This is a genomic window from Antarctobacter sp., from assembly GCF_965277915.1.
GTDB lineage: Bacteria > Pseudomonadota > Alphaproteobacteria > Rhodobacterales > Rhodobacteraceae > Antarctobacter.
On record NZ_OZ255849.1, the window covers coordinates 1,236,594 to 1,263,353 of the forward strand.

Below are 26,760 nucleotides of genomic sequence, written 5' to 3' on the forward strand. Positions count from 1 at the left end.
GCGTGACCGACGCCCAAGGTATGCATACACCACCAATTGACAGCCCGTCGCAGAGCGTGTTGATTGATTTCAATCAGCGCAGCGGCGATGCGCAGGCAAAGCACTGAGACAATGGCAAAAGAAGCTTCTGGCAAAGTCACGTTGCAGGATGTTGCCACCAAGGCAGGTGTCGGAAGCGCGACCGTGGACCGGGTGCTGAACGAACGCGGCAATGTCAGCGACTCGGTGCGCAAACGGGTGATCGAGGCGGCCCGGGAGCTTGGGCTGCGGCGCATTCTGCCATCTGCCTATCGTCGCACCGTTCGGATCAACTTCATCCTGTCGCGGACGGAGCGCCCGCTGCTGAAACGCATGGCCACGGAGGTCGGACGGCTCAGCCAGCGCTGCGAAAAGGGCGTTTACATTCAACGGACCCTGCTTGACCGGGAAGACCCCGAATCCGTCGCCAAGGCGATGCTGCGGGGGGCCTATGACGCGGTGGCTATTTGCGCGCCCGATCACGCGTTTGTCCATCAGGCCATCGACACGCTGGCGCGCCGCGATTGCCCCGTCGTGACATTGATTTCGGACGTTCCCGGCTCGGCCCGGCTTGCTTATGCCGGAACCGATCACGTCAAGGCGGGGCGCTCGGCGGCTTTTTTCCTCGCCCGGATGGCTCCACGCGTGGATGGGTTGGGAAAAGTTATCGTGCTCTGTCACGACGAGGGATTTCAGGCCCATGCCGAACGCATCCGCGGCTTTGCCGAGCAATTGGAGGCCGACGACCTTGGCTTGACGTTGGCGGAAATCGTCCGTGGCGGCGATGACCCCTTGTTGTCAGAGATAAAGTTGAAAGAAACGTTGCGCCATCACCCGGAAACTGTCGGGATCTACAATGCCGGTGGTGCAAACCGGGGAGTGATCGCGGCGATAGCGGCCAACTTACTGCCCAGGCGACCGCTCTTTCTGGGCCATGAACTCACGAATTTCACTTGGCACTGCCTGCGGGACGGGCGGATGACCCTGGCAATCGATCAGAGCCCCGAGTTGCAGGCGCAATACGCACTGGAAGTGGTGATGCACCACTATGGGTTCGAAGGTGCCGTGCGCGCGCTACCGCCCTATGTGTCCGATGTTCCGATCGTTTTGTATGGGCCGCAGAACCTGCCGGATGTGCCGCCAAACTGATGTCACCCTCGCCTTGCACCTGCCTTTACAAACATCAGGGACCGCAATTGTAACGGGTGTGGATCGAAATCTGCGTCTCTGCGGGCTCCGAAATTTCGGTGCCGCCGACATGGCTGCGTAGCCACTCTGCCGCCGTTGTCACCTCGGCGACGAAGTCGTGCGAAATGACGTAGTCCATGACGCCGCTTTCCAACAGCGCCCGGGTATAGGGCGTCAGTTCGTGGCCGACAAAGATCGTCTCATGAGTTTTTTCAAATGCCTCCAACGCTTCGGCGACGCCACGGTTGGCCCCGGCAACATTGTAGATGGCCGCCGGACAGCCATGTGTGTCGATATAGGCCGCAAGCTGTTCGCGTGTGGTTTCGGTGCTGTCGTCCGAGGTCACGCGCTCTTCGATCTTGAGGTAGGGGAATTCGCTACGCAGGACACGGCGGAAACCCATCTCGCGTTCCTGTTGGGATCGGAACGGCACGCTCATCATCAAGAGGATGTTGTTGCGCTTCTCCGGCAGGATCTGGCCAATCAACTGGGCTGCCACGCTGCCCGCCGCGTATTGGTTATTGCCGATATAGGCCGAGCGTCGCGACGAGGGCAGATCCGTTGTCAGGGTCACGACCGGACGGTCGCTGCCGACCAGTTTGCGCACCGCGCGGTTGATCGCGGGGTGTTCACGCGCAATGACGATCACCCCGTCCGCGTCAAAGCCTTCGTCCTCGATCTTGCGGGCAAAGGGCATCGGATCCATCTGGTGGGTCGATACATAGTGACCGTCGATCTGAATCCCGGGGAGGGTGCGATTGATCCGGTCCACCGCCGCTTCCATCAACCCGTTGAAGGACGCGCCTGAATCGCAATAAAGCTTTAGGTTCAGCAGGCGTTCAACAGCGCCACGTTCGGTAGCGAGTTTCTCAAAGGCATTCTGGACCCGCTGCCGGGTCTTTTCGCTGACACCGGGGCGGTTGTTCAGAACCCGGTCCACCGTTGCAGATCCCACACCGGCAACCTTGGCGATTTCACTGACTGTCGGCCCTCGCCAGGGCAGTTTTTTTCGCACGTCTTCCAAATTGTTCCTCCCTGGTCGTCGAGATGGAGCGGGCACCACTGCCTGTGGGTAACATACACAATCCGGTTTGGTTGACCGTAGGCACCCGTGGCTTCGTCATGATGTTATTTACATCAGAAGCACGCGAAAGCGGCAAATTTGACTGTTTTATTCGGTTTATCAAAGCGTTATTAACTTTCTGGTCGCCATATGATGGAAAACGCATCAAGAATTGGCGCGCAACTTCGTTCTCTCGAAATGACGATTCAGGTAGTTAACCTAGCGTCGGCACTCGGGAGGACACGCCGTCATCGTTCATTGCGCACCGGGGAGGTGTCGCTTCGAACGCCGTCCACACATGCAAATCGAATTGACCGTGTCCGCGTCGCGTTGGCACGCCGGTCGACTGATGTCGGGCCGCAGAGGTGCGGCCGTATCCAAGGGAGGAAATCGACATGAAACTCACCAAAACCATCGCAGCTACGGCCATCGCCGCAGTGATGTCCACCGGCGCCTATGCGCAGGACATCGCCGTGATCGGCGGATCGGCCCAGGATGGCTTCTGGAACCTGGTCAAGAAGGGCGTTGATGACGCGACACTGGTGGTCGAGGCCAATGGCGGCACCGTCAACTACCTGCTGACCCAGAACTACGACAACTTCGGCCCCGACCTCGTGACCCTGATCGAACAGGCCGTTGCGCAGGGCGCAGACGGCATCGCGATCCCGAACTGGATCCCCGAATCCGAAACGCCGGCGCTGCAGGCTGCGGCGGAAAAAGGCGTCAAGATCATCTCTTACAACGCAGGTCAGGGCGAAATGGACAAGTACGACTCGCTCAACTACTTCGGCTCTGACGAGTATCTGGCCGGTGTCGCGGGCGGCAAGTACATGGCTGAAAAAGGCGCCAAGAAGATCATGTGCCACATCCAGATCCCCGGCGCGATCAACCTTGAAACCCGCTGCAAGGGTGTCGAGGACGGAGCCAAGGACGCCGGTGCTGAGGTCTACATCGTGCGTGTTCCCGCCAACCTCGACGGTGACATGATCGGCACTTCCGAAGCCATCAAGGCAGAGCTGATTGCAGATGGCGACATCGACGCGGTTATCAACCTGGCGGCCTGGGCTGCGGATGCCTCCGCTTCGGCGCTGGAGCAGCTGGGCAAGACCGACAGCGTCATGCTGGGCACCTTTGACCTGTCGGCTTCCGTCCTGAACCGCATCGAAGGCGGCACCCAGACCATGGCCATCGACCAGCAGCCCTACCTGCAAGGCTTCCTGGCGACCTCGATGCTGTTCTCCAACCTGAAGTTCGGCACCGAGCTGGCGACCAAGCCGGTCCTGACCGGCCCGGCCATCGTCGACTCTTCGAACGTCGCGACCGCCATTGCCGGCGTGAAGCTGGGCGCGCGCTAAGCCGTCACCCACAAACCGGACCCGGCCGGTCAATGGCCGGGTCACCCAAGCTCACCCGCGACCGGGTTCGAGCCGCATTCCATCAGGAGCCTGCCCAAATGACCGATACGTCTTCCACCACTGGTTCGGGGGAAACGCCAAAAGCCGAAGAAATGTCGGCGGGCTTTTCCTTCGGTGATTTTCTGCGCAGCCCGGCAGCAGGGGCTCTCATGGGCTTTGTCGTTGTCTTCTGTGTCTTCGCAATTTTCGGCTTCAGCCGCAATTTCCTGTCCATCCCCGGGGTGACCACCTGGATGAACTTTGCCTCGCTGGTCGGAATCATTGCCATTCCCGTCGGCTTTCTGATGATCGCGGGCGAGCTCGACATTTCCACCGGCGCGGTGCTGCCCGCGGGCGCCATGACGGTGGCAATCGTGTCCGGCCACTATGACCTGCCGGTTCTCGTCGGCATTCTGGCGGCACTGAGCGTCGGCGCGCTGGTCGGGTTCATCAACGGGTTCATCGTGACGCGGACCGAAGTGCCGTCTTTCATCGTGACTTTGGCCACGCTCTTTGCGGTTGCCGGTCTGACGCTGTACCTGTCGATCCTGTTCATCAACAACACCAACTCCTTCTACCATGCGCCGGACTGGGCCAAATCGCTCTTCGGCGGCAAGGTCTACGGTTTCAACTCGTCGGTCTTCTGGTGGCTGGCGCTGGTGGCGGCGTTCTACTTCTTCCTGCACAAGTCGCCCAAGGGGTCCTGGGTCTTCGCTCTTGGCGGTGATCAGGAAAGCGCGCGAAACGCCGGTATCCCGGTGCGCAAGCTGAAGATCAGCCTGTTCATGCTGTGCTCGACCTGCGCGGCCTTCGCCGGGGCGCTTCAGGTGATCACGTTCAACTCGGCCACCAGCCAGGCGAACTTTGGCCTGATCTTCAACACCATCATCTCGGTCGTGGTCGGCGGTGTGCTGCTGACGGGCGGGTTTGGCACCGTGATGGGCATCGTCTTTGGTGTGCTGACCCTGTCCATCGTAACGCAGGCCATCGGCTTTACAGAGATCGACCGCAACCTGTCGTTCCTCATCATCGGTGTGATGCTTCTGATCGCGGTTCTGATGAATGACACCTTCCGCAATTTGGCGACCAGCTGGTCGACCTCGAAGAAGAAGTGAGGAGAGAGACCATGTCCGACAAGAAACCCGTCCTCGAACTCCGCAAGGTCGACAAGAGCTTTGGCCCGATCGACGTGCTCCACGAAATCAGCCTGAAGGTGGGCGAGGGCGAAGTGCTCTGCCTGCTGGGGGACAACGGCGCCGGCAAGTCGACCCTGATCAAGACCCTCGCCGGGGTGCACCAGCCGACGCGCGGCGAAATCCTGATGGATGGCACGCCGACGTCGTTCTCCAGCCCGCGAGATGCGCAGGGCCGGGGGATCGCCACGGTGCACCAGTTTGGCGGGACCTATCCGCTGATGTCCGTCGGGCGCAACTTCTTCATGGGGATGGAACCGACCAAGGGCGTCGGTCCGTTCAAGGTCTTCGACCGCGCCAAGGCCAACCGGATCGCGGTGGAAGAGGTCCAGAAGATGGGCATCACCCGCATCACCGACGGCGACCGTCTGGTTGGTGGCCTGTCGGGTGGCGAGCGTCAGTCGCTGGCCATCGCCCGTGCGGTGTATTTCGGCGCCCGCGTGCTGATCCTTGATGAGCCGACCGCCGCGCTGGGGGTCAAGCAGGCCGCCCACGTGCTGCGCATCGTGAACGAGGCCAAGAAGCGCGGTCTGGCCGTGATCTTCATCACCCACCAGGTGATGCACGCCATGGCCGTGGGCGATCACTTTGCCGTCCTGATCCGGGGCGCAATCGCCGCCGATTTCCGCAAGGGCGACAAGACCCGCGAAGAAATCGCCGACCTGATGGCAGGCGGGGAAAGCATGGCAGACCTCGAAGCCAATATCGAGGGCTACATGGAAACTCACGACGGCCATCCGCCGCAGCCTGCGGCCTGACCTGACTGGACGGGGGCCTACCCCGTCCATCCCTCGAACACTTGTGACGCAAACCGGGGCGGCCAGACGGCCAGCCCCCTGGGAGGAGATTTGCCGTGACGATAAGACTTGCCGTTATCGGGGCCGGATTGATGGGCGCGGACCACGCGAAGATCGTGGCCCAGGATCTGCCCGGCGCGACGTTGCAGGTGATCTGCGATATGGACAGGGCCCGTGCCAAGAGCCTCGCGGACACCTTGGGCGCGCAGGATGTGGCCAATGATCCGAACGCCGTGATCAACCGCGCGGATGTGGATGCCGTGATCATTGCCAGCCCCGACTTCACCCATGCGCCCCTGTCCAAGGCCTGTATCGCTGCGGGCAAGAGCGTTCTTTGCGAAAAACCGCTGTCGCAGAAGCCCGCCGAATGTCTTGAGGTGATCGAGGCCGAGATGGCGGCAGGCGCGCGCCGGGTCATGCTGGGCTTCATGCGCCGCTATGACCGGGCCTATGCCGAGATGCGGCAGGCCCTGCAGGACGGCACGCTGGGCCGCCCCCTGATGATGCACAACTTTCACCGCAACGTGGAAACGCCGGCGTCCGACTTTACCGGCGCGATGGCGATCACCAATTCCGCCCCGCATGAATTCGACGTGGTGCGCCATGTGTTGGGATGTGAATTCACCAGCGTCACCGCGATGCAGCCCAAACGCTCGGACGACAAGGTCGCGCCGGTGGTGATGGTTCTGGAAACCGATGGCGGTCAGCTGGTGACCATCGAGATCAACAACAACGCCGACTATGGTTATGACGTACGCGCCGAACTGGTGGGTGAGACCGGGTCGATCGCGACGAACAACGTGGCCTACAGCCGAACCGATATGAAGCTGGCCTCGGCGACCCGCTACGACACCGACTGGCGCGGCCGTTATCACGACGCCTACGTACAGCAGAACCGTGCCTTCCTGCGTTTTGTCGAGACGGGCGAATTCCCCGAGATCGCGTCCGATTGCTGGGACGGCTACTGCGCCGCCGTGGTGGCCGAAACCGGTGCGAAGGCACTGGAAAGCGGCCAGAAGGCAAAGGTCGAGATGATCGCCAGGCCGGGGTTCTATTCTACCAAACAAGGAAAAGCGGCATGAAACTCGGCTTTGTTTCCGACAGCCTCGGTGGCATGAGCCTGCAAGAGGTCCTGCAGAACGCGCAGCGCATGGGCGTTCAGGGCATCGAGGTGAACACATGCGGCTGGTCCACCGCGCCGCATTTCGACCTAAAGGCCATGCTGGGCGATGCGCAGGCGCAAAAGGATTTCCGCGCCCGGTTCAAGGATCACGGGCTGGAGATCATCAGCCTGAACGCCAATGGCAATCCGCTGCACCCGACCGATCCAGTACAGGCAGAGGGTCTGCGCGACACCATCCGTGTCGCAGGTCAGATGGGCATCAAGACGGTCTGCACCATGTCCGGTCTGCCCGCTGGCTCGGCCTCGGACACCATGCCCAATTGGGTGGTCTCCTCCTGGCCGCCGGAAACGCAGGACATCCTGAAATACCAGTGGGAAGAGAAGCTGATCCCCTTCTGGACAGAGATCGCGGCGCTGGCCCGCGACAATGGCGTCGAGCGCATCGCGCTCGAACTGCACGGCAACCAGTGTGTCTACAACGTGCCCTCCCTGTGGAAACTGCGCGACGCGGTCGGGCCCGTCATCGGGGCAAACCTCGACCCGTCGCATCTTTTCTGGATGGGTGCTGATCCGCTGGTGGCGGCAGAGGCCCTGGGCGAGGCGATCTATCATGTGCACGCCAAGGACACGATGCTGAACGCGCCGGTGCAGGCGACGACCTCGCTCTTGGAAAACGGATCGTTGATGGACATCCCGGCCCGCAGTTGGTCCTACATAACGCTGGGTTTCGGCCACGGCGAGGAATGGTGGCGGCAGTTCTGCTACCGGCTGAAGATGGCCGGCTATGATGGCTGGCTGTCGATCGAACATGAGGATGTTCTGCTCAACTCTCTGGAAGGGTTGGAGAAATCCGTAATGCTGCTGCAAAACGTGATGCCTTCCGCCCCGGCGGACTACAAACCACAGGATATCTGACATGGCTTTTCAACTCGCGGCCTGCGCCGAGATGCTCTGGGCCGACAAACCGATCCACTGGCGCGCCGCGCGCCTCAAGGAGATGGGCCTGGGCGTCGGCCTCTGGAACTGGCCGGAATGGGATCTGGACGCGCTGGAGAAAACCGGCGCCACCTTTACAATCATGAACGGCTACCTGCAGGGACGGCTGACCGATGCGGCAGGCGCGGACATGCTGCTGAAATCGGCGCGGGAAACCGCGCAGGTGGGCAAGCGGCTGGGCGTGCATCGGCTGAACCTGCACGGCACCGGCCTTGGCGACGGCGGCATCCCGATCCCGCAGCACGGCACCTTTGCGCCCGGCATGGAACTGCGCGCGCGCGATACCCTGCACCGGATCTGCGACATGGCAGAGGAAGAGGGCGTGACCTTCACGCTGGAAAACCTCAACCCGCTGGATCACCCGGGCTGTCCCTTCGGCTCCACCGAGGCGGTGCTGTCGCTGGTCTCTGCCGTCAACCGCCCGCAGTTGCGCATCAACCTTGACCTCTACCACACCCAGATCGGCGAGGGCGACCTTGTCCGTTGGTGTCAGGCTTGCCTGCCATGGATCGGCGAGGTGCAGGTGGCTGACAATCCGGGCCGCTGCGAACCGGGCACCGGTGAAATCAACTATCCGGGCATCGCCCGCGCGCTGGCCGACATGGGCTATGACGGCCCTGTCGGGATGGAAGCCAATGCCAAGGGCGACTCTGACGCGGCGGTCGAAGCCTTCCGCGCTGCCTTTACCCTTTGACCCCTCATAGAAAGACTCTGCCATGATCAACGTCGGACTTCTGGGCGCAGGCCGCATCGCCGGTGTCCACGCCACTGCCATCACCTCCAACCCGGACAGCACGCTAACCGCCGTGTCGGACTATTACCCCGAAAACGCCGAAAAGCTGGCGGCGCAATATGGTTCTGTCGCGCGTACAACGGATGAGATCATTGCCGATCCATCGATCAACGTGGTGCTTATTGCCACCTCGACCGACACCCATTCGAACCTGATCGAACAGGCTGCGGCGGCGGGCAAGGCCGTGCTTTGCGAAAAGCCCGTCGATCTGTCGCTTGAGCGCGCGCGCCAATGCCAGGCCAACGCGGCCCAATCGGGCAAGCCGGTCATGATCGGCTTCAACCGCCGGTTCGATCCGAACTTTGCCGCCGTCAAACAGGCGCTGGACGCGGGTGAGATCGGCAAGGCCGAGATGCTGGCCATCACCTCCTATGACCCGGCGCCGCCGCCGCTTGCCTATATCAAGGTCTCGGGCGGCATCTTTCGCGACATGATGATCCATGATTTTGACATGGCCAACTTCATGATGGGCGCAGCACCGGTCACGGTCTCGGCCGTGGGCTCTTGCCTGGTCGATCCGGCGATTGGCGAGGCGGGCGATTTCGACACAGCTGCCGTGACGCTGACCTATGCCGATGGCCGGATCGCGACCATCCGCAACACCCGCCGCGCCGGTTATGGCGACCAGCGGGTCGAGGTGCAGGGGTCGGAAGGGATGCTGCAGGTCGGCAACCTGATGGAAAACCTCGTGACGAAGTCGACCGCGAATGGCGTGACCAGCGCCAAGCCGGTGCTGTTCTTCCTCGAACGCTACATGCCGGCCTATGCCGCCGAGTGGAACGCCTTTGTCGCGGCCTACAAGGCGGGTGGTGCGATGCCGGTGACGCTGGACGATGGCGTGGCCGCGCTGGCCATGGCAGAGGCCGCCACGCAATCCGCAAAGTCGGGCCAACCGGTGAGGCTGTCCGATGTCTGACCTTGACCTGATCACGATAGGCCGATCCTCGGTCGACCTCTACGGTGCCCAGATTGGCGGGCGGCTGGAGGATATGGGGTCCTTTGACAAGTATATTGGTGGATCGCCCACCAATATCGCCTGCGGGACGGCGCGTCTTGGGTTGAAATCGGCGGTGATCACCGGGGTCGGGGATGAGCACATGGGCCGCTTCATCACCGAACAGCTTGCGCGGGAAGGCGTCAGCACGGAAGGCGTGAAGGTGGACCCCGACCGGCTGACCGCGCTGGTCCTGCTGGGCATCCGGGATCAGGAACAGTTCCCGCTGATCTTCTACCGCGAAAACTGTGCCGACATGGCACTGACCGAAAATGACATCGACGAGGCGTTCATTCGCCGGGCGCGCTCGGTCGTGGCCACGGGCACGCATCTGTCGCACCCACAGGTCGAGGCGGCGACGCTGAAGGCTTTGACCATCGCACGCGAGGCGGGCCTGCAGACCGCGCTGGACATCGATTATCGTCCCAATCTCTGGGGCGTTGCGGGCCATGGCGACGGCGAAAGCCGCTTTGTCGAAAGCGCCAAGGTGACGGCCAAGCTGCAGGAAAGCCTGCACTTGTTCGATCTGATCGTCGGGACCGAGGAAGAGTTTCACATTGCGGGCGGCAGCACCGACACCATCGAAGCGCTGCGCGCGGTGCGCAAGGTGTCCAAGGCCACGCTGGTCTGCAAGCGCGGGGCGGCGGGGGCGGTGGCCTTCACCGGCGACGTGCCCAACAGCCTGGATGACGGCGAGGCCGGGCCGGGTTTTCCCATCGAGGTTTTCAACGTGCTGGGGGCCGGGGATGGCTTCATGTCCGGGCTGCTCAAAGGGTGGCTGGACGGTGAGGATTGGCCGACGGCGCTGAAATACGCCAACGCCTGCGGCGCCTTCGCTGTCTCGCGCCATGGCTGCACGCCTGCCTACCCCAGCTGGGAGGAGCTGCAATTCTTCTTTGACCGAGGCATCAAACGCCCCGACCTGCGTCATGATGCCGAACTGGAGCAGGTGCATTGGGCCACCAATCGGCATGGGGACTGGTCCTCTGTCCGGACCTTCGCCTTCGATCATCGGCTGCAACTAGAGGAAATGGAGGGGTACACGCTGCAAAAGGGTGCCGCATTCAAGGAGCTTTGCCTCGATGCCGCCTTGCAGGTTGCCGATGGCAAGCAGGGTTATGGCATCCTTTGCGACAACCGCATCGGGCGCACCGCCCTGCACCGTGCCTCTGGCACCGGCCTGTGGATCGGGCGGCCGACGGAACTGCCGGGCTCGCGCCCCATCGAGTTTGAACCGGACCTGGGCGAGGATTTCGGCCGATTCCGTGAATGGGCGCGCGAAAACGTGGTCAAGCTGCTGGTCTTCGTCCACCCGGGCGACGACGCGGAGACGATGGAAACCCATATCCGCAGGGTTCGCCGCCTGTTCACGGCTGCCCGGCGCAACGGTCTGGAGTTCCTGCTGGAAATCATCCCGTCCAAGGTTGGTCCGGTAGACGATGAGACCTCGGCCAAGCTGATCCAGACGTTCTACGAGGCGGGCATTTACCCCGACTGGTGGAAGCTGGAGCCGTTCAAGACCGAAGCCGCATGGCAGAACGCCGTGGACGCCATCACCCGCAACGACCCGCGCACGCGCGGCATCGTGGTGCTGGGGCTGGATGCGCCGGAGGCCGAACTGGCGGCCAGCTTTGCGCTGGCGGCGAAACAGCCGTTGGTCAAGGGCTTCGCCGTGGGCCGCACGATCTTTGGCAATGCCGCGCGGAACTGGCTGGCGGGCAACAACACCGACGGCGAAGCGGTGTCCGAGATGGCCGAGAACTACAGCCGACTATGCACCATCTGGGACCAGGCCAGAAACGAGGCCCGGAAGGGCGACAAGGAGGATGCCGCATGACCGGGACGATCCGTCTGACCGCCGCGCAGGCCATGGTGCGCTATATCGCGGCGCAGATGACCGAACAGGGCGACAGGTTCATCGAGGGCTGCTGGGCGATTTTCGGCCACGGTAACGTGGCCGGTATCGGCGAGGCGCTGCACGCCAACAAGGACACCTTCCCGACATGGCGCGGGCACAACGAGCAGACCATGGCCCATGCCGCGATTGCCTATGCCAAGCAGTCTGGGCGCCGCAAGGCGATGGCGGTGACCTCCTCCATCGGGCCGGGGGCCGCCAACATGCTGACGGCGGCCGCGCTGGCGCATGTGAACCGGCTGCCGGTGCTGCTGATCCCCGGCGATGTCTTTGCCGACCGTGGCCCCGATCCGGTGCTGCAACAGGTCGAGGACTGGACCGACGGCACGGTGACGGTGAACGACGCCTTCAAACCGTTGACACGCTACTTCGACCGCATCACTCGGCCCGAGCAATTGCTCACCGCGCTGCCGCGTGCCTTTCGCGTCATGACCGACCCGGCAGAATGCGGGCCGGTCTGCCTGTCCTTCTGCCAGGACGTGCAGGCAGAAGCCTATGACTACCCGGAAAGCTTCTTTGCGCCACGCGTCTGGCGTCAGCGCCGCATCCGCCCGGACGAGGCGGAACTGGCTGAAATGGCCGAGATGATCCGCGCCGCCAAACGCCCCGTGATCGTCGCCGGGGGCGGTGTGCATTACGCGGGTGCGACCGATGAATTGGCGCGCTTTGTGGAGGCGCATAACATCCCCGTTGCCGAAACGCAGGCGGGCAAATCCGCGCTGCCCTGGGATCATGCGCTGAACATGGGGCCCATCGGTGTCACGGGCGGCGCGGCGGCCAATACGGTTTGCGCCGAGGCCGATCTTGTCCTTGGCGTGGGAACGCGGTTTCAGGATTTCACGACCGGATCCTGGGGGCTCTTCGCAAACCCCGAGCGCAAGCTGGCCTCGCTCAACGTCGCCGCCTATGACGCGATGAAGCATGGCGCCACGCCGCTGATGTCCGACGCGCTGATCGGCCTCAAGGAACTTGGGCAGGCGCTTGACGGCTTCACCTCACCGGGCAAGACCGACGGGCTGAAGGACGACTGGTTCGGCAAGGTCGATCCGCTGACCGACGCACCAGAGGACAGCAACCAGTTGCCCACCGACATGCAGGTGATCGGCGCGGTGCAGCGTGCGGCCAACGCGGAAACCGTGGTGATGTGCGCCGCCGGCACCATGCCGGGAGAGTTGCACAAGCTGTGGAAGGCGGGCAAGCCGGGCAGCTACCACATGGAATACGGGTTCAGCTGCATGGGATATGAAATCGCGGGCGCAATGGGCATCAAGATGGCGCAGCCGGAGCGCGACGTGATCTGCTTTACCGGCGACGGCACCTACATGATGGCCAACTCGGAAATGGCCACCGCGGCGATGATGGGCATTCCCTTCACCGTGGTGGTGACCGACAACCGCGGCTATGGCTGCATCAACCGGCTGCAGATGGGCTGCGGCGGGGCCGAGTTCAACAACCTGCTGGACCACGCGATCGGCGGCGAAAACTCCAACATCGACTTTGCCAAACACGCCGAGGCGATGGGGGCAATATCGGTCAAGGTCGGCTCGATTGCCGAGCTGGAGTCGGCCCTGGCAAAACGCGGTGAGCACAAGAAACCCTATGTCATCGTGATCGACACCGATCCGTATCCCTCCACCGAACATGGCGGGACATGGTGGGATGTCGGTGTCCCCGAGGTGTCCGCGCGCGAAGAGGTGAACAACGCCCGCGCCAATTACGAGGCCAAGAAGAAATTGCAGAGGGTCGACTGATGGCTGTGAAGATCGGCATTTCCCTGATCGCCTGGCAGAACGACGACCTGCCGGATCTGACAAGGGACTACACCACCGAGGGCGCGATGGAGGACGCGGCGAAGATCGGCTATGCCGGTGTCGAACGCGGTCGCCGGATGCCTGCCGACACGGAAGGTCTGCGCGCCTATCTTGACCGCTATGGCGTGGCGCTTTGCGGCGGCTGGTGTTCGGGCAACCTGCTGGTCAATGACATCGAGACCGAAAAGGAAGCGATCCGCGAACAGGTCGAACAATTCGCCGCCCTGAACGCCCCCTGCATCGTCTACGCCGAGTGTTCCAACACCATTCAAGGGGCGCAGGACATCCCCGTTTCGCGACGGCCCAAGCTGACGCGCGACGAGGTCATGGCCTATGGCGCCAAGCTGTCGGAAGTGGCGAAATGGGCGCGCGGCAAGGGCACCGACCTCAGCTATCATCACCACATGGGCGCCATCGTGCAGGACGCCGAGGATATCGATTGGTTGATGGAAGGGTCCACCGATGATCTGATGTTGCTCTATGACACCGGGCACCTGCATTTTGCCGGGGCGGACCCGGTGGCGGTGTTGGATAAATGGGGCCACCGGGTGCACCACGTGCACTTCAAGGACGTGCGTCCGCCCGTGCTCGACTGGGTCCACAGGGAAGACAAAAGCTTTCTCGACGGCGTGGCGTCAGGCGTCTACTCGGTGCCGGGCGATCCGGAGGGCTGTATCGACTTCCAGGCGGTGACCGACAAGCTGAAGGCGATGGATTACACCGGCTGGATCGTCGTCGAGGCCGAGCAGGACCCGGCAAAGGCGCCCCCGTTCGAATATTCGAAGCTCGGCTATGACCATATCGTCAAGATCTGCAACCGTTCCGGCCTGACAATCGCAAGCTGAGGAGACCCTCAATGCCCAACCTGCTCTGCAAACCCTTTGGCTCCCGCGGCAAAGTGCACCAGATCACGCCCGAAAGCGCCGGATGGCGTTACGTCGGATTTTCGCTTTATCATCTGCGTGCGGGTGATACCGCAGCCGAACTGACTGGGAACCGCGAAGTGATCCTCGTCTTGGTCGAGGGCAAGGCGCGGATTATCGGAGCCGGGCAGGACTGGGGCATTCTGGGCGAGCGCATGAACGTGTTCGAGAAGTCGCCGCCACATTGTCTCTACCTGCCGGACGGGACCGAGTGGGAGGCCAGGGCGGAAACCGATTGCGTGCTTGCGGTCTGCTCGGCTCCTGGCAAAGGGGGCCATGCGCCGCGGCGGATCGGACCGGACGGCATTTCGCTCACCAAACGCGGCAAGGGTGCCAACACCCGCCACATCAACAACATCGCGATGGAAGCAGAAGATTACTGTGATTCACTCTTGGTGACCGAGGTCTTTACCCCGGCGGGCCATTGGTCGTCCTATCCCAGCCACCGCCACGATGAGGATGATTTCCCGCGCATCACCTACCTTGAGGAAACCTATTACCACCGTCTGAATCCCGGCGACGGTTTTGGCGTTCAGCGTGTCTACACCGACGATGGCGGTCTGGATGAAACCATGGCGGTCAAGGACGGCGACGTGGTGCTGGTGCCGCGCGGCCACCATCCTTGCGGCGCGCCCTACGGGTTCGAGATGTATTATCTGAACGTCATGGCCGGTCCGCGCCGCAACTGGCGCTTCGTGCCCGCGCCAGAGGTGAAGTGGATCATGGAGCGGGATGCGTAACACCGGGGCCGAACTGCTCTTCACGGGCCATCCGGTCGAGAAGGTTGATCACCGCCTTTCCACGGCGCGCGACGCGCAGGTTCCGTGCCAGGCTATCCAGTAGGTCCGGCTGACACTCAGGTCCGGAAACAGCCGGACCAGGTCTGGCGCGTCCGCCGTCATGAAATCGTGCGGAATGCCAATTCCGACGCCGGCGGGCACCGCCTTCCACTGACCGATGGCGGAAGAGATTGCGATACCGGACTGCCAGTCACGCAGGAACTCGGCAGTGTGAATCAGCTCGCGCGTGCAAATCAGATCGTCGACAATGGCGGCCATCCGGAAATGGATGACCTTGTACAACCACAAGCGCTCTCACTCAGCGCTCGGCGGCAAGCCTCCGGCGCTGGCCTATTGGCAGAGAAATGCCACCAACCAACCCGATCAGCAGGTGCAACGCGTAGCTTAAATTACGCCAGATCCTGTCCAAGAGACGGGGAGTAGCTCACAGTTCGGCATTGGCTCCTGTTGCACCTGTGGAAAAAGCTCCTTTCGCAGCCCAAAGAAAAAGGCGCGGGTTTGGACCCGCGCCTTGATCATGGCTTGTTGGGGGCGTGATGTTATTTGGTCAGGCTTTTCTTTGCGGCGTTGCGGGCTTCTTTCTCGGCAGCGATTTCGGCCTTTCGGTCTTCGACGAGGCGAGTGACCTCGGCGGGACGCATGTGATGCGTCGCGATCAGTGCGGCGGTCTTGGCGGTTGCGGCAAGTTCGACCGCTGCAAAGAAGCCGCTGAGCAGTGCCGGCTGGCGGGAGAGTTCGGTGAGAACCTTGTCGAACCTTGCGTGGGTCGCTTGGCGCAGGGCATCATGTGCTTCGCCTTGTGCTTCGGCAATCTGGCTGATGACAGCGAGGTGCTGGGCGGTGATCTTTTTGGGTTGTTTCATGCTGTGTCCTTTGGTGGCATGTGTTGGTTTGTTGACGCCGATGCGCCGGAGAGTAGCCGCCTGCCTGTCGATCAAGGCGTGGCGGCTGTCGGGAAGATTGGGTCCTGCCTTTGGTCGCCAAGAATTTTTTCGAAGGTTTGAGCCCCGGATCAGTCGCGCGGGTCGCGATCCTCCCTCCGATCTCGTCTTTGGAGCAGGCTCGGCAGTCTGGCGATTGCGGCCGCAATGGGCGGGCGGGCTGCGGCGATCCCAGCGCGGGCTTGCCGAGAGAGGTGTCTTGCCGCGTCTACCAGGGCGTTGTCGGCCGCCCGTATCTGGTTGAAGGCGCTTTCCAATTCTTCGCGGGCGCCTTGCCTCGCACGTTTTCTCAGACGATCGAGTGCAATTCCAAAGAGTTTCCTGGCAGCGCGCTCGCGGGGGGCCGAGGCCTGCGATTCATCGATTTAAGCGACCTCGGTCTCACCCCGGGCCACGGAGCGCGCGATGGAAATCACGGTGTCCGCGTCGCTCTCGCGGGCGGCGATAAATCTTTCCCTGCCTTCCAGTTCCGCTTCCTGTTGCCGTCGCCAGTCGCGAGGGCTGATATGCTGGCGGTGTTCCGGCACGTCCTCTTTCGGGTCGTCTGCACGTCGGGCCGCGTTTTCCTGGCGGGCTTTGCGAATGGCGGCGGCACGCCTCTCGCCGCGAACAAGGCCCAGCTCCGCGAACCACGTCCCCACGCTATCCTGCGCTATTTCATAGTCGTGGATCATCTCGTGTTTCGACGGCTGCAGCATGCGTCGCCCGTCCCCGGTGGTCGCGCGCGACGCGATTACCGCATGGATGTGATAGGCCTCCTCGTCGAGATCGGCCCGGGCGTGGACCACGTCCTCTCCGAATTGTGCTGTCAGCCAGGACTTGGCGAGGGCTTCGAAACGATCTTCGCGGCGATCTCCGAACAGATCGTCAATGGACCCCGTGTCGCATGTTTCGAACCATTTGCGGTTGGCGGTGAGGATGATCTCGCGGAGCGGCCCGTGACGCGTTGCGCGCCAGGGATCCCTGGGGCCTTCGGCGATGCGCGCCTGCATCTCTGTCACGCGGCGGCGCTTCTTCAGCTTGGCCAGTTCCGCCGCAAAATTTGCAAGCCGCATGTCCTCGATCTCGTCGCGGACTCTCTCGGCCCAGTCCTCCGCGCCAATCAGTCGTCGGTTCAAAGGGCTGCGCGCGGCATCGGTGTGGCCAAGATCTCCCCCCTTGCGGTTGCGGTGACCTTGGTCGCCGCCAAGGTCTTTGGGACACATGCCCTGCATGCGCAGCACGACAGGGTAGGGTTTGTTGTCTGACACGTCCGGTCCTCCGTTCTGGAGGTCGGAAAATCTGGGCGTCCGCCGAAAGGCGGAAATGGCAGGTTGGATCCCCGCATGCGGTGCAGCCGGTGCCGGGGAGGTTACCCCCTAAACAGCCCGCGCAGTTTCCCTTGGAAACCGCGCGGGCTGCCGTTCGCCGGGACGCTGCCCCGGGCCCCGCGCCTGTGCGGCGGGCACGCCTGCGCGGCGGGCGGCAGGGTCATCGTTCGCCACTCCCCCTGCACCCCCTGGCATCTCCGAGGGCTCAGGGCGTCGTTCCGCACAGTTTCCCGTTCGGCCCGGCGAACCGTCCCCCGGACGGTACGCTTTCCGCGCCTCACCCCTTCCAGCTCGCAAAGGGCCATTTGCCATGCCCTCTGCACTCCCATGGCAGGGCGTCCTGCGCCTTGCTGGTCGGTCGTCCGAGCAGGGCCCAACCGGTGAGAGGCCATGTCGCCCCTTCTCCTTTGTTCCATCGCGCGCTGGTGACGCCGCGCGATGGAACAAAGGAGAAGGCTCTTCCCAATGCGCGCGGTGTTTCCACCAACGTTAGAATGGAGTGATCTCATGATCATCGAAGACCGCGACCAGGCGACCTGGTCGGACAGCATCCGCGTTGGCGATATCGTCGCCTTCCGCTTCCCGCACGAGACCGACGGGGACGAGTTGCCAAAAGTGCGCCCCACCCTCGTGCTGGAGGTGGATGTGATCTGTGGCAAGCGCCATGTCACCCTCGCCTACGGCACGACCAGCCCGCGCCGCTGCCGGGGAGAGGCCTACACGATCGACGTCTACGGGGCAGAGGAAATTGCCGAAGCCTCACTGCGACGCCCGACCCGTTTCTACGGGGCCCGTCGCCTCCGCGTCTCCTGCGACAATTCCTGGTTCGGCCTGGGAAGGGACAGGGGCACCCCGAAGATCGGGCGATTGAGCGGCGAGAGCCTTGAGCGTCTGCTAGCGGTGCGGGCGCGCATCCATGCCGAGCGTGACATCCGTGCAGACCGGACCCGGCAGCGGCGGACCCTGCGACGTGGGCTGCGCCCGGTAACAGTCGAACGTCGCCGCGCAGGGAAACGCCCCATTCGGGAGTTGCGCCATGTCTGACCTCGACTTCGATCCGCTCCTGAAGCGCGTTCATCGCGTCCTGCAAATGCTGCCGAAAGCCTCGGAAGCGCTTGAGGCACTGCGGAATCTGGAGGCGCTCGAACACAGTCACCTCGGATGCGATCTCGATCGTCGGTTCGCCCAACGGCGGATCTTCGGCGCGCGGGATCTGTTCGATGTCGCAACCTTACTGGGACCGGTGCGACGCGCGCTGGACGCCGAATGGCACCAGGTGGTGATCGACGAAGAGGGCATGGTCCGTCCTGTCGTGGAGCGCCAGCGCCGGACAGCCGCTCTTTGCCCTGGAGGCTGACCTGCAGGATCTCCTCGCGCTGCGTCGTGCCGAAGAGGTCGCGATGAAGCTTCGCATGGAGACCTGCACCTGATCTGACCCGTTCCGGGGGCCCTTGCGCCTCCGGAACAGTCGTCAAACAAACCGCCTTTGAAAAAGTCTTTCGACACCACTTCCTCAACGGCCCGAGTAACGGGCCCCATCACGAGGAAGACAATGTCCAATCCCACGCCCGCCCGAGCTCTCAAGGCAGCCAACCTCGATCCCAACAGTGCCGAAACCGTGCACATCGCCCTGAAAGGGGGCGCCATACTGATGGCCCGTGCCGAAGCGCGCAAACTCGCGGCAACGCCGCCTGCCAACACCCCCAAACCGGAGAAATCCCGATGACGAAACGCGTTGCCGTCTACGCGCGCTACAGTTCCGACCTGCAGAAAGCGACCTCGATCGAGGACTAGGTCGCGGCGGCGGAGCGCTTCTGCCACCGTGAGGGCTGAACCATCGTCCACGTCTTCATGGACGAGGAAAGATCGGGGAAGGACACGCGGCGGCCCGGCTACCAGTCCATGAAGTCCGCAGCAGAGCGCCGCGCCTTTGACGTCGTTCCGGTTGAAGCGGTCGACCGCCTGACGCGCAAGGTCAAAGATGCGATCAACACGCGCGATCTGCTGTCGTTCCAGGATATCCGCCTGGTGTCGATTCAGGAGGGCGAACAGGACGTCGTGAAGGTTCTGTTCGCGGGCTTTGGCGCGCAGATGTTCAGCCAGAAAATCGCCGATCACACGAAACGGGGCATGCAGGGGGCAATCACCCGGTTCCGGCTCCACACAAGCGCCTATGGCTATCGCAAGCGCGAGGTGGAACACGGCCTCAACCGCGAAATCGATCCGGAGGAGGCCGCAATCGTGCGCCGGATCTTCGAGGAATACACCTCCGGGAAATCGACGAAGGCGATCGCCGCCGGGCTGAATGCGGACCGGATGCCCGCCCCGAAGGGCGGGACCTGGGAGAGCACGACGATCCGCGGCAGCCGGTCGCGGCAGGACGGCATTCTGCGCAACCGCCTCTATACCGGCATGGCCAGCGTCTGCCGCAACACGCATACCGATCATCCGGAAACCGGCGCAATACGGAACAAACCCTCGCCGCAGGACATGAACGAACAGGAGATCCCGGAGTTGCGGATCATCGCGCAGTCGCTTTGGGATGCCGCGCAGGCAGAGTTGAGCCGACGTTCGGCACCGACCCCGAAGGTGGCGCGGAGGATGCCGCACCGTCGCCATCTGCTCTCCGGCTTGATGACCTGCGGATGCTGTGGCGCCAATGTTGTCAAATACAACAAGGCCGGCTTCCGCTGTGGAGAGGCCAACAAGGGAGCCTGTGGCAATCGAAAGGGCATCTCGCGCCGTCGTCTTGAACAGCGCGTTTTCGACGCCCTCCGCGCTGTGTTCCAATCAAAAGAGATGCGGCGCCGGTTCGAGTCCGAATACGAAGCCGAACGCGCAGGTCTGCGGGACGGCACGGTTGAAGCAGACCTGTCTCGGCTGGAAGCACAACGTGCCGCAGCAAACCGAGGTCTGGACGGCATCATGACCGCCATCGCCGAGGGCGCGCCCTACGCAACATTCAAAGCAAAAGCGGAGGCGCTGCAGGCGGAAGTCGATGTCCTCACGGCACGGATCGCTGAGAAACAGGCCAGGATCGCCACCCAGGCATCGGTGGTGGAAGACCCCAGCCAAGCCTATGATCTTGCCGTTCAGCAGATGGAGGACTTACTGTCCGAGGTAGGGTACGTCGACGAGGCAAACACATATCTCTCGATGCTGATCAAACGGATCACACTCACAGAAAACACGACCGCACAGCATGGCGTCGAGATCCGCATGAACCTCGCAAACGCCGCGCTGCTGCCCGAAAGCGGGGCCGGAGGGACTGCGGACGGCAAAGCCATGACCGTGATATGCTGAACCCGCAGCAAAACGGCACGCGCGGGGAAGCAAAAGAGCAAATGACGGCCGAGCAAGGGGCTTTGCCCCCTCTGCGCGTGCCGCGCATTCACCCCCGGAGGTATTTGAAGCCCAAAGAAACCGGGGCCCGTCTCAGGCGGGCAGGTCGTCCTCGAGGAAATTGCGGATGTTTTCCTCGAAGCTGGCGTCGGGTTCGAGGCCGAGGCGGGCGGCCTTTTGCGGGCGGATTTCGTTGCGCCAGCCCTTCAGGATGTCCGCGATCTCTGGTTGGGGTTCCCAGGTGATGAGCTTGGCAGGTTCCGGTCCGGCGACGGCGGTCATGGCGTCGATCATCTGGCGGATGGTCAAGACCTGGCCCGGCATGGTCATGCAATGGTTCATGCCGAGGTCTTCGCGCGCGATCTCGGCGCCCTTCACAAGGTTTTCGACGCATTTGCGGGGGCTGAGGTAGAAATGGTGGAAATCCGGGTCCACCGGGCAGTTGGCGGTCTGGCCCTGCAGCGGCTCGCGGAAGATCGAGGACATGAAGCCCGAGGCGGCGCGATTGGGCTTGCCCGGGCGGATAGAGATTGTCGGCAGGCGAAAGCCGCGCCCGTCGATGAAGCCGCGCCGGGAATAGTCGTTCAGCAGCAGCTCGCCGATGGCCTTTTGCGTGCCGTAGCTGATCTGCGGGTTGAGAAAACTGTCGTCTGTGAAGGGCTGGGGCACCTCGCCGCCATAGACCGCGATCGAAGAGGTGAAGACCACGACCGGCTGTGTCCCCAGGGCGCGGGCGCGTTCCAGAACGTTGAGATGGCCGTGCAGGTTGACCTTGTAGCCGAAGTCGAAATCCTCTTCGGCATGGGCCGAGACGACCGCCGCCAGCAAGTAGATCACGTCGGTATCCGGCGCGATGGCCTCTGCGGCGGAGACGGGATCGGTGATGTCGGCCTTCTGGTAGGTGACCTCGAAGGGCGCGTCGATCTCGGCGGGGGTGACGACATCGGCCAGGGTCAGGCGCGTGATGGGCTTGCCGCGCAGCGAGCCGCGTTGTGCCAGCAGGCGGGCGAGTTTTTGGCCGACGAGACCGGCGCCGCCGATGATGAGAATGTTCATGGGGTCTCTCCTTGGTCGAAGATCTGTGGCGCCAGCGCGCCGGGGTGCTGGATGACCTCTGCCGCCAGGTGGGCGGCGCGGGACATGGCGGTGCCGAGGCTGGCGCCCGTTGCGCGCGCGGCCAGGAAACCGGCACCGAAACTGTCGCCCGCCGCCGTGCTGTCGATGATCCTGGTCACCTCGGGCGGGGTGGTGGTGACGGTGCCGTCTTCCTCTGACCAGCCGTGGCAGGGGGCCTCGCCGTTCTTGATGACCACGCAGCTGGAGCCGGCGGCACGGTAGCGTTGCAAGGTGTCGTCCGGCGTGGCGTCCTGAAAGGCCAGTTGTTCCTCGTCGAAGCTGGGCAGGACGGTGTCCGAGACCGCGGCCCCCATGAGCAGGCCCGAGCGCATCGCCTCGGCGCTTTCCCAGAGCGCCGGGCGCAGGTTGGTGTCAAAGGCGACGTGGGCGCCGGCCGCCCGTGCCCGCCCCAGCGCGGCGCAAAGCGTCCTGCGTGCTTCGGGCGCGAGGATCGCCAGCGTGATGCCCGAGAACTGGATCACGTCGCGTTCTGCCATGATATCGTCCAGCCAGGCCGGGTCATCGGCGAGGGTCTTGGCCGCGGACTGGCCGCGCCAGTAGGAGAAGCTGCGTTCGCCGTCGCGGGTCTGGATCATGTAGAGCCCGGGCGTTCTGGTCGGGTGGCGCCGGATCGCGTCGTTGGATATGCCCTGCGCGCCGATGAAGCGGGCAAGGTCGTCGGACATGGCATCCTCTCCCAGCACGGTGCCATAGCTGACGGTCCATGTGGCGGGCAGCAGGCGCCGCGCGTACCAGGCGGTGTTGAAGGTGTCCCCGGCATAGCCCAGCCGGAACAGGCCGGGGTTTTGCGGCGCCGGGGCCATCTCGATCATGATTTCGCCCAGCGAAAGAAAGCGTGTCATTCGGCGGCCCTTGTCTGTGGTTGGGCGGGCAACAGCTTGCCCGGGTTGAGGATGCCCCTTGGGTCGAAGGCCTGTTTGATGGCCCGCATATAGGCCAATGCCGCGCCGTGTTCGGCATCCATGAACGATTGCTTGCCGATGCCGATGCCATGTTCGCCGGACACGGTGCCGCCCAGTCGCAGGGCGGTTTCGCCAAGGGCATGGGTGAATTCAAGCGCACGGGCCATTTCGTCCGGGTCGTCGGGATCGACGGACAGGCCGGCGTGGAAATTGCCGTCGCCGACGTGGCCGACGATGGTGGCTGTCAGGCCGAGACGGGTGGCATCGGCCTGGCTTTGCGCCACGGCCTCGGCCAGGTGAGAGATCGGCACGCAGACATCCGTGGGCCAGATGTGCTTGCCCTTTCCCAGGGCGGCAGAGGCATAATGCGCGTTGTGGCGCATAGCCCAGAGCGCGGTACGGTCCTCTGTCGTGGTGGCGGTCTGCCAACCTTCGGCGCCGAATTCGGCCGCGATTTCCTCGAAACTCGTCATCTGTTCTTTGACCGCCTGCGGCGCGCCGTGGAACTCCAGGAACAGGTGCGGTTTTTCCGGCAGGCCCGCATCGGCATAGGCGTTGAAGCCGCGCACCATCATGTGATCGAGGAGCTCGATCCGGGCCATCGGGATGCCGCATTGGATGGTGGTGATGACGCATTGCACCGCCTGCTCCACGTCCTCGAAGCGGCAGGTGGCGGCGGTCACGGCCTCCGGTGTCCCGTGCAGGCGCAGGGTCAGCTCGGTGAGGATGCCCAGCGTGCCCTCGGACCCGATCATCAGGTGCGTGAGGTCATAGCCGGTCGAGGATTTCCGCGCGCGCGAGCCCGAGCGGATCACCGTGCCGTCGGCCATGACCGCCTCCAGCGCCAGAACGTTGTCGCGGATCGTGCCGTAGCGGACGGCGGTGGTGCCCGAGGCGCGGGTTGCGGCCATGCCGCCGATGCTGGCGTCGGCGCCGGGGTCGACCGAAAAGAAGAGGCCGGTGGCGCGCAGCTCTTCGTTCAGGGCCTTGCGGGTCAGGCCCGGCTGCACGGTGCAGGTCAGGTCCTCTGGATCGACCGCCAGCACTCGGTTCATGCGGCTCATGTCCAGGCTGATCCCGCCATGCAGGGCAAGGTGCTGGCCCTCCAGCGAACTGGCGGCACCATAGGCCGTGACCGGGCAGGCCTGCGCGTGACAGATCTTCAGGATCTGAGAGACTTCCCCGGTCGTCTCCGGGTAGGCGACCGCGTCGGGCGGCGTGTTGGGGTAATAGGTCTCGTTCTGGCCGTGCAGCGTGCGCTCGGCCTGCGAGGTGCTTAGCCGGTCTCCCAGCAGTTCCTGTAGCCTGGCGATGGCTGTGTCATTGGACATTGGCGGCGTCTCCGGCGGCGAAGATGGCAAGAACCACGACCGCAAGCATCGAGGCGGCCATGGCGTAATTGATCCGGCGGTGGGCTGTTTCGGACAGGTTCAGCCGGTGCAGCGTGGCCCCGGCCAGCAGCCAGCCCAGGTGGATCGGAATCCAGATCGTGTTGACGATGAACAGCTTGGACACCGTCTCGAACACGATGTTGTCGGGGGCATATGGAAAGCCTGCAAAGAGCGTGGTGTTGACCGCGTAGGCCTTGGGATTGATCGCCTGCAGCAGCAGTCCGGACATGACGGCCGGCGGGGCCTTTGCCTCGACGAAGGCGATCCTGCTGCCGGCTAGGGCGATGCGTGCCGCGAGGTAGAGCAGGTAGGCGATCGAGGCCACCATCAACACGTTGCGCACCATCGGCACCGACAGGACAATGGCGGCCACGCCGGAAATCACCGCCAGCGCGACGAGATTGGTGCCGATGAAAAGCCCCAGCACATAGGCCAGCCCCGGGCGGAACCCGTAGGCCGCGCCCAGTCCGGCAGTCGACAACACCCCGGGACCCGGCGTGATGATCAGGAAGAAGACGGCCAGCGCAAAGGTCAGCATGGGGCAGGCGCCCGTGTCGCTGTCATGTTCTCCTCCCGGTCCGGCTGATGCCCGGCCTGCTTGCGTCGCGGCCGGTTTGGTATACCATCTGCAATCAAACCAGCCGGGGCGGGAATGTCAACGGCGTGCGGGACGGAGGAAGACCGTTTGCGGCCAGGCGCCGCTTTTGCCCGTGCGCCATCCTGAGCCGGGGCGCGACAAGGGGGAGGAAGCGCATGTCTGACAAGGTAAAGGTCGGCTTCATCGGGGTGGGTCTCATGGGCCACGGGATGGCCCGGAACCTTCTGGAAAAGGGCCATCCGCTGGTCATCAAGGGCAATCGCAACCGTGCCCCGGTCGAGGACCTGGTGGCGCGCGGCGCCACCGAGGTCGCGACCCCTAGAGAGATGGCCGCAGCTTGCGACGTGATCCACATCTGTCTTGGCAGCGCCCCGCAGGTCGAAAGCGTCTTTCGTGGCGAGGAGGGCATCCTGGCGGGAATGCGGGACGGGCTGATCGTGGTGGAATGTTCCACCTCCGATCCCAATGTGACCCTTGCGCTGGCGGCGGAGCTTGGGGAACGCGGCGGTCACATGGTGGATGCGCCCCTCGGCCGCACGCCTAAGGAGGCCGAGGCCGGCACGCTGGATGCGATGGTGGGCGCCGATCCGGAGATCTTCCGGCGCATCCTGCCGGTGCTGGATTGCTGGGCCGGCAACATCAACCACGTCGGCCCGGTCGGGGCGGGCCACAAGATGAAGCTGATCATGAACACCATCTCCATGAGCTATGCCGCGCTCTATGCCGAGGTGACGTCGCTGGGCGCCAAGGTGGGCATCGCGCCGGCCACGATCCAGCAGGTGATCGGCTCATCCCGGTTGGGCAACGGGTTCTTCGATACCTTCATGGATTACGCGGTGAACCGGAACCGGGACGCGCACAAGTTCACCGTGGCCAATGCATCGAAGGACCTGCGCTATGCTCTGTCGATGGCGGGCGAGGCGGGGGCGCTTTCGCCCGTCGCCTCCGCCGCGCGGCAGTATTTCGCCCAGATCGAGGCGCAGGGCCATGCCGGGGACTATGTGCCGTGGATCGCCGATCACATCGCGCGGATGAACGGTCTGGACCTCGAGGAAGAGGCGAAGAAGGGCCGCGACTAGCCCGTCGCCCGGCGGATCAGCTGGTAGCCCAGGTCGATCCGCGTGCCCCGGATGTCCTCGCCGTCGCAGGCGGCGAGGGTCAGGCGCGCGGCCTCGCGCCCGATGGCAGCGCCGTCGATGCAGACGGTGGTCAGGTCCAGGGCGGACGCGCCCGCCACGTCGATATCGCCAAAGCCGGTCACCGCCAGTGCGCCCGGCACGTCGATGCCCCGGCGCCGCGCCTCGCAGAGCGCCCCAACTGCCAAGGCGTCGCTGACGCAGACCACCGCATCCGTCTCCGGCCAGCGCGCCATGATCTGCGCCAGCCCCTCGGCTCCGTAATCCGGCCCGCTGCGACCCTCTTGCGGGGGAACGGCGAGACTGCGCGCCTGGCGCCCGTCCAGTGCATCGCGGTAGCCTTTCTCGCGCATGTCGGCGCGCGTATCGCTGGCGCGTTCGGTGCGCAGGAAGACCGGCGCGCGGCGCCCCGAGGCGATCAGGTGGCGCGTCATGTCGCGCCCCGCTGCCCGGTTGGAAAAGCCGACGGCGGCATGGATAGGCGTTTCCGGCAGTTCCCAGAGTTCGATGACCGGCAGACCCGCAGCGCGCAGCAGGCGACGGGTGTCCTCCGTGTGGTCGCTGCTGGTCAGCACCAGCGCATCGGGGCGCCGGCCCAGCAGAGTCGAGACCATGAGTGCCTCTTTCTCGGGCTGGTAGCGCGTGCTGCCCAGCAGCAGCTGCAACCCGCCTGCGCTCAGCCCTTCTTCCAGCCCGCGGATGGTCGAGGCAAAGACAGGCTGTTCCAGCGTCGAGACCAGCGCCCCCACAACGCGCGAGCGCTGGGAGGACAGCGCGCCGGCAGTCTCGTCGCGAACATAGCCAAGCTCCATCACCGCCTTCTGCACCTTTTCCAGCGTATCGGCGCTGACCTTGGACGGGGTGCGCAGGGCGCGGCTGACAGTGATCTTGCCGACCCCCGCCGCGCGCGCCACGTCACCCATCGTCACCCACTTGCGGTTCATCTCGGTCCCTTCGTTTGACAGCGCTCAGGATAGGGTGGTATCGGTACCACG

At 63.7% G+C, this 26,760-nt stretch carries 27 protein-coding genes; 18 read left to right on the top strand and 9 right to left on the bottom strand.

Annotation, left to right across the window (positions count from 1 at the left end; translation table 11 throughout):
* The first annotated feature begins 111 nt into the window (after nt 1-111).
* Nucleotides 112-1,167 carry a LacI family DNA-binding transcriptional regulator gene (locus tag ACQY5B_RS06810; protein WP_420325834.1) on the top strand — a complete coding sequence of 352 codons (1,056 nt, stop codon included), beginning with the start codon at nt 112-114 and terminating at the stop codon, nt 1,165-1,167.
* A 34-nt stretch (nt 1,168-1,201) separates the two neighbouring features.
* On the opposite strand, the gene ACQY5B_RS06815 is transcribed toward ACQY5B_RS06810, so the two are convergent.
* Complete coding sequence (locus ACQY5B_RS06815) at nt 1,202-2,161, bottom strand: LacI family DNA-binding transcriptional regulator (protein ID WP_420325833.1); 960 nt, start codon at nt 2,159-2,161, stop codon at nt 1,202-1,204.
* Nucleotides 2,162-2,664: 503 nt separating this feature from the next.
* Here ACQY5B_RS06815 and ACQY5B_RS06820 point away from each other — a divergent pair.
* The 11 genes from ACQY5B_RS06820 to iolB all read left to right on the top strand — a co-directional run bounded on the left by ACQY5B_RS06820 (nt 2,665) and on the right by iolB (nt 14,948).
* The gene (locus ACQY5B_RS06820; protein ID WP_305971603.1) at nt 2,665-3,624 is read left to right on the top strand and encodes a substrate-binding domain-containing protein; all 960 of its coding nucleotides are present in this window, start codon (nt 2,665-2,667) and stop codon (nt 3,622-3,624) included.
* Between the two features lie 98 nt (nt 3,625-3,722).
* The gene (locus ACQY5B_RS06825; protein WP_420325832.1) at nt 3,723-4,778 is read left to right on the top strand and encodes an ABC transporter permease; all 1,056 of its coding nucleotides are present in this window, start codon (nt 3,723-3,725) and stop codon (nt 4,776-4,778) included.
* An 11-nt stretch (nt 4,779-4,789) separates the two neighbouring features.
* The gene (locus tag ACQY5B_RS06830; RefSeq protein WP_305971605.1) at nt 4,790-5,614 is read left to right on the top strand and encodes an ATP-binding cassette domain-containing protein; all 825 of its coding nucleotides are present in this window, start codon (nt 4,790-4,792) and stop codon (nt 5,612-5,614) included.
* 95 nt (nt 5,615-5,709) lie between these two features.
* The gene (locus ACQY5B_RS06835) at nt 5,710-6,735 is read left to right on the top strand and encodes a Gfo/Idh/MocA family oxidoreductase (RefSeq protein ID WP_420325831.1); all 1,026 of its coding nucleotides are present in this window, start codon (nt 5,710-5,712) and stop codon (nt 6,733-6,735) included.
* Nucleotides 6,732-7,691 carry a sugar phosphate isomerase/epimerase family protein gene (locus tag ACQY5B_RS06840; protein ID WP_420325830.1) on the top strand — a complete coding sequence of 320 codons (960 nt, stop codon included), beginning with the start codon at nt 6,732-6,734 and terminating at the stop codon, nt 7,689-7,691. The genes ACQY5B_RS06835 and ACQY5B_RS06840 overlap by 4 nt, the downstream gene beginning before the upstream one ends.
* Before the next feature lies 1 nt (nt 7,692).
* Nucleotides 7,693-8,466, top strand: a complete 774-nt coding sequence (locus ACQY5B_RS06845) for a TIM barrel protein (RefSeq protein ID WP_305971608.1) — start codon at nt 7,693-7,695, stop codon at nt 8,464-8,466.
* A 22-nt stretch (nt 8,467-8,488) separates the two neighbouring features.
* Nucleotides 8,489-9,481 (top strand): inositol 2-dehydrogenase, encoded by a 993-nt coding sequence (gene iolG / locus ACQY5B_RS06850; protein ID WP_420325829.1) that lies wholly within the window; start codon nt 8,489-8,491, stop codon nt 9,479-9,481.
* The gene (locus ACQY5B_RS06855; protein WP_420325828.1) at nt 9,474-11,396 is read left to right on the top strand and encodes a bifunctional 5-dehydro-2-deoxygluconokinase/5-dehydro-2-deoxyphosphogluconate aldolase; all 1,923 of its coding nucleotides are present in this window, start codon (nt 9,474-9,476) and stop codon (nt 11,394-11,396) included. The genes iolG and ACQY5B_RS06855 overlap by 8 nt, the downstream gene beginning before the upstream one ends.
* The gene (gene iolD / locus ACQY5B_RS06860; protein WP_420325827.1) at nt 11,393-13,225 is read left to right on the top strand and encodes a 3D-(3,5/4)-trihydroxycyclohexane-1,2-dione acylhydrolase (decyclizing); all 1,833 of its coding nucleotides are present in this window, start codon (nt 11,393-11,395) and stop codon (nt 13,223-13,225) included. Before ACQY5B_RS06855 ends, iolD begins: the two co-directional genes overlap by 4 nt.
* On the top strand, nt 13,225-14,130 hold the full coding sequence (gene iolE, locus ACQY5B_RS06865; RefSeq protein ID WP_420325826.1) for a myo-inosose-2 dehydratase: 906 nt from the start codon (nt 13,225-13,227) through the stop codon (nt 14,128-14,130). Before iolD ends, iolE begins: the two co-directional genes overlap by 1 nt.
* Before the next feature lie 11 nt (nt 14,131-14,141).
* Nucleotides 14,142-14,948: a 5-deoxy-glucuronate isomerase gene (gene iolB, locus ACQY5B_RS06870; RefSeq protein WP_305972676.1), complete on the top strand. Its 807-nt coding sequence runs from the start codon at nt 14,142-14,144 to the stop codon at nt 14,946-14,948.
* A gap of 48 nt (nt 14,949-14,996) precedes the next feature.
* Here iolB and ACQY5B_RS06875 read toward each other — a convergent pair whose 3' ends face one another.
* The gene (locus tag ACQY5B_RS06875) at nt 14,997-15,290 is read right to left on the bottom strand and encodes a hypothetical protein (protein WP_420328730.1); all 294 of its coding nucleotides are present in this window, start codon (nt 15,288-15,290) and stop codon (nt 14,997-14,999) included.
* Here ACQY5B_RS06875 and ACQY5B_RS06880 point away from each other — a divergent pair.
* The gene (locus ACQY5B_RS06880) at nt 15,277-15,396 is read left to right on the top strand and encodes a hypothetical protein (RefSeq protein WP_371931828.1); all 120 of its coding nucleotides are present in this window, start codon (nt 15,277-15,279) and stop codon (nt 15,394-15,396) included. The genes ACQY5B_RS06875 and ACQY5B_RS06880 overlap by 14 nt on opposite strands.
* Nucleotides 15,397-15,547: 151 nt before the next feature.
* Here the strand turns inward: ACQY5B_RS06880 and ACQY5B_RS06885 are convergent, their stop codons facing one another.
* Nucleotides 15,548-15,946: a hypothetical protein gene (locus ACQY5B_RS06885; protein WP_420325825.1), complete on the bottom strand. Its 399-nt coding sequence runs from the start codon at nt 15,944-15,946 to the stop codon at nt 15,548-15,550.
* A 368-nt stretch (nt 15,947-16,314) separates the two neighbouring features.
* Nucleotides 16,315-17,199, bottom strand: coding sequence for a plasmid recombination protein (locus tag ACQY5B_RS06890; protein WP_420325824.1), 885 nt, complete (start codon nt 17,197-17,199; stop codon nt 16,315-16,317).
* Between the two features lie 567 nt (nt 17,200-17,766).
* Between ACQY5B_RS06890 and ACQY5B_RS06895 the strand changes: the two genes are divergently transcribed.
* The 4 genes from ACQY5B_RS06895 (at nt 17,767) to ACQY5B_RS06910 (ending at nt 20,562) form a co-directional block, all read left to right on the top strand.
* Complete coding sequence (locus ACQY5B_RS06895) at nt 17,767-18,303, top strand: hypothetical protein (RefSeq protein WP_420325823.1); 537 nt, start codon at nt 17,767-17,769, stop codon at nt 18,301-18,303.
* Entirely contained in the window at nt 18,296-18,616 is a 321-nt protein-coding gene (locus tag ACQY5B_RS06900) for a hypothetical protein (RefSeq protein WP_420325822.1), read from the top strand. Before ACQY5B_RS06895 ends, ACQY5B_RS06900 begins: the two co-directional genes overlap by 8 nt.
* Before the next feature lie 195 nt (nt 18,617-18,811).
* Nucleotides 18,812-18,985 (top strand): hypothetical protein, encoded by a 174-nt coding sequence (locus ACQY5B_RS06905; protein ID WP_420325821.1) that lies wholly within the window; start codon nt 18,812-18,814, stop codon nt 18,983-18,985.
* A 125-nt stretch (nt 18,986-19,110) separates the two neighbouring features.
* Complete coding sequence (locus ACQY5B_RS06910) at nt 19,111-20,562, top strand: recombinase family protein (RefSeq protein WP_420325820.1); 1,452 nt, start codon at nt 19,111-19,113, stop codon at nt 20,560-20,562.
* Between the two features lie 132 nt (nt 20,563-20,694).
* Here ACQY5B_RS06910 and denD read toward each other — a convergent pair whose 3' ends face one another.
* The 4 genes from denD to ACQY5B_RS06930 are packed head-to-tail and all read right to left on the bottom strand — an operon-like array spanning nt 20,695 to nt 24,569.
* Nucleotides 20,695-21,657: a D-erythronate dehydrogenase gene (gene denD / locus ACQY5B_RS06915; protein ID WP_420325819.1), complete on the bottom strand. Its 963-nt coding sequence runs from the start codon at nt 21,655-21,657 to the stop codon at nt 20,695-20,697.
* The gene (locus ACQY5B_RS06920) at nt 21,654-22,580 is read right to left on the bottom strand and encodes a sugar kinase (protein WP_420325818.1); all 927 of its coding nucleotides are present in this window, start codon (nt 22,578-22,580) and stop codon (nt 21,654-21,656) included. Before ACQY5B_RS06920 ends, denD begins: the two co-directional genes overlap by 4 nt.
* Nucleotides 22,577-23,971 (bottom strand): FAD-binding oxidoreductase, encoded by a 1,395-nt coding sequence (locus ACQY5B_RS06925; RefSeq protein ID WP_420325817.1) that lies wholly within the window; start codon nt 23,969-23,971, stop codon nt 22,577-22,579. The genes ACQY5B_RS06920 and ACQY5B_RS06925 overlap by 4 nt, the downstream gene beginning before the upstream one ends.
* The gene (locus tag ACQY5B_RS06930) at nt 23,961-24,569 is read right to left on the bottom strand and encodes a LysE family translocator (RefSeq protein ID WP_420325816.1); all 609 of its coding nucleotides are present in this window, start codon (nt 24,567-24,569) and stop codon (nt 23,961-23,963) included. Before ACQY5B_RS06930 ends, ACQY5B_RS06925 begins: the two co-directional genes overlap by 11 nt.
* Before the next feature lie 215 nt (nt 24,570-24,784).
* Here ACQY5B_RS06930 and ACQY5B_RS06935 point away from each other — a divergent pair, with 215 nt between their 5' ends.
* Nucleotides 24,785-25,708: an NAD(P)-dependent oxidoreductase gene (locus ACQY5B_RS06935; protein ID WP_305972582.1), complete on the top strand. Its 924-nt coding sequence runs from the start codon at nt 24,785-24,787 to the stop codon at nt 25,706-25,708.
* On the opposite strand, the gene ACQY5B_RS06940 is transcribed toward ACQY5B_RS06935, so the two are convergent.
* Complete coding sequence (locus ACQY5B_RS06940) at nt 25,705-26,709, bottom strand: LacI family DNA-binding transcriptional regulator (protein WP_420325815.1); 1,005 nt, start codon at nt 26,707-26,709, stop codon at nt 25,705-25,707. The two genes, ACQY5B_RS06935 and ACQY5B_RS06940, sit on opposite strands and share 4 nt — an antisense overlap.
* Nucleotides 26,710-26,760: the final 51 nt, after the last annotated feature.

What these genes read in the sequence shown, in the direction of transcription:
- ACQY5B_RS06810 (WP_420325834.1), top strand. Translation starts at nt 112, where the DNA reads ATGGCAAAAGAAGCTTCTGGCAAAGTCACGTTGCAGGATGTTGCCACC.
- ACQY5B_RS06820 (WP_305971603.1), top strand. Translation starts at nt 2,665, where the DNA reads ATGAAACTCACCAAAACCATCGCAGCTACGGCCATCGCCGCAGTGATG.
- ACQY5B_RS06825 (WP_420325832.1), top strand. Translation starts at nt 3,723, where the DNA reads ATGACCGATACGTCTTCCACCACTGGTTCGGGGGAAACGCCAAAAGCC.
- ACQY5B_RS06830 (WP_305971605.1), top strand. Translation starts at nt 4,790, where the DNA reads ATGTCCGACAAGAAACCCGTCCTCGAACTCCGCAAGGTCGACAAGAGC.
- ACQY5B_RS06840 (WP_420325830.1), top strand. Translation starts at nt 6,732, where the DNA reads ATGAAACTCGGCTTTGTTTCCGACAGCCTCGGTGGCATGAGCCTGCAA.
- ACQY5B_RS06845 (WP_305971608.1), top strand. Translation starts at nt 7,693, where the DNA reads ATGGCTTTTCAACTCGCGGCCTGCGCCGAGATGCTCTGGGCCGACAAA.
- iolG (WP_420325829.1), top strand. Translation starts at nt 8,489, where the DNA reads ATGATCAACGTCGGACTTCTGGGCGCAGGCCGCATCGCCGGTGTCCAC.
- ACQY5B_RS06855 (WP_420325828.1), top strand. Translation starts at nt 9,474, where the DNA reads ATGTCTGACCTTGACCTGATCACGATAGGCCGATCCTCGGTCGACCTC.
- iolD (WP_420325827.1), top strand. Translation starts at nt 11,393, where the DNA reads ATGACCGGGACGATCCGTCTGACCGCCGCGCAGGCCATGGTGCGCTAT.
- iolE (WP_420325826.1), top strand. Translation starts at nt 13,225, where the DNA reads ATGGCTGTGAAGATCGGCATTTCCCTGATCGCCTGGCAGAACGACGAC.
- iolB (WP_305972676.1), top strand. Translation starts at nt 14,142, where the DNA reads ATGCCCAACCTGCTCTGCAAACCCTTTGGCTCCCGCGGCAAAGTGCAC.
- ACQY5B_RS06880 (WP_371931828.1), top strand. Translation starts at nt 15,277, where the DNA reads ATGACCTTGTACAACCACAAGCGCTCTCACTCAGCGCTCGGCGGCAAG.
- ACQY5B_RS06895 (WP_420325823.1), top strand. Translation starts at nt 17,767, where the DNA reads ATGATCATCGAAGACCGCGACCAGGCGACCTGGTCGGACAGCATCCGC.
- ACQY5B_RS06900 (WP_420325822.1), top strand. Translation starts at nt 18,296, where the DNA reads ATGTCTGACCTCGACTTCGATCCGCTCCTGAAGCGCGTTCATCGCGTC.
- ACQY5B_RS06905 (WP_420325821.1), top strand. Translation starts at nt 18,812, where the DNA reads ATGTCCAATCCCACGCCCGCCCGAGCTCTCAAGGCAGCCAACCTCGAT.
- ACQY5B_RS06910 (WP_420325820.1), top strand. Translation starts at nt 19,111, where the DNA reads ATGGACGAGGAAAGATCGGGGAAGGACACGCGGCGGCCCGGCTACCAG.
- denD (WP_420325819.1), bottom strand. Translation starts at nt 21,657, where the DNA reads ATGAACATTCTCATCATCGGCGGCGCCGGTCTCGTCGGCCAAAAACTC.
- ACQY5B_RS06920 (WP_420325818.1), bottom strand. Translation starts at nt 22,580, where the DNA reads ATGACACGCTTTCTTTCGCTGGGCGAAATCATGATCGAGATGGCCCCG.
- ACQY5B_RS06925 (WP_420325817.1), bottom strand. Translation starts at nt 23,971, where the DNA reads ATGTCCAATGACACAGCCATCGCCAGGCTACAGGAACTGCTGGGAGAC.
- ACQY5B_RS06930 (WP_420325816.1), bottom strand. Translation starts at nt 24,569, where the DNA reads ATGCTGACCTTTGCGCTGGCCGTCTTCTTCCTGATCATCACGCCGGGT.
- ACQY5B_RS06935 (WP_305972582.1), top strand. Translation starts at nt 24,785, where the DNA reads ATGTCTGACAAGGTAAAGGTCGGCTTCATCGGGGTGGGTCTCATGGGC.
- ACQY5B_RS06940 (WP_420325815.1), bottom strand. Translation starts at nt 26,709, where the DNA reads ATGAACCGCAAGTGGGTGACGATGGGTGACGTGGCGCGCGCGGCGGGG.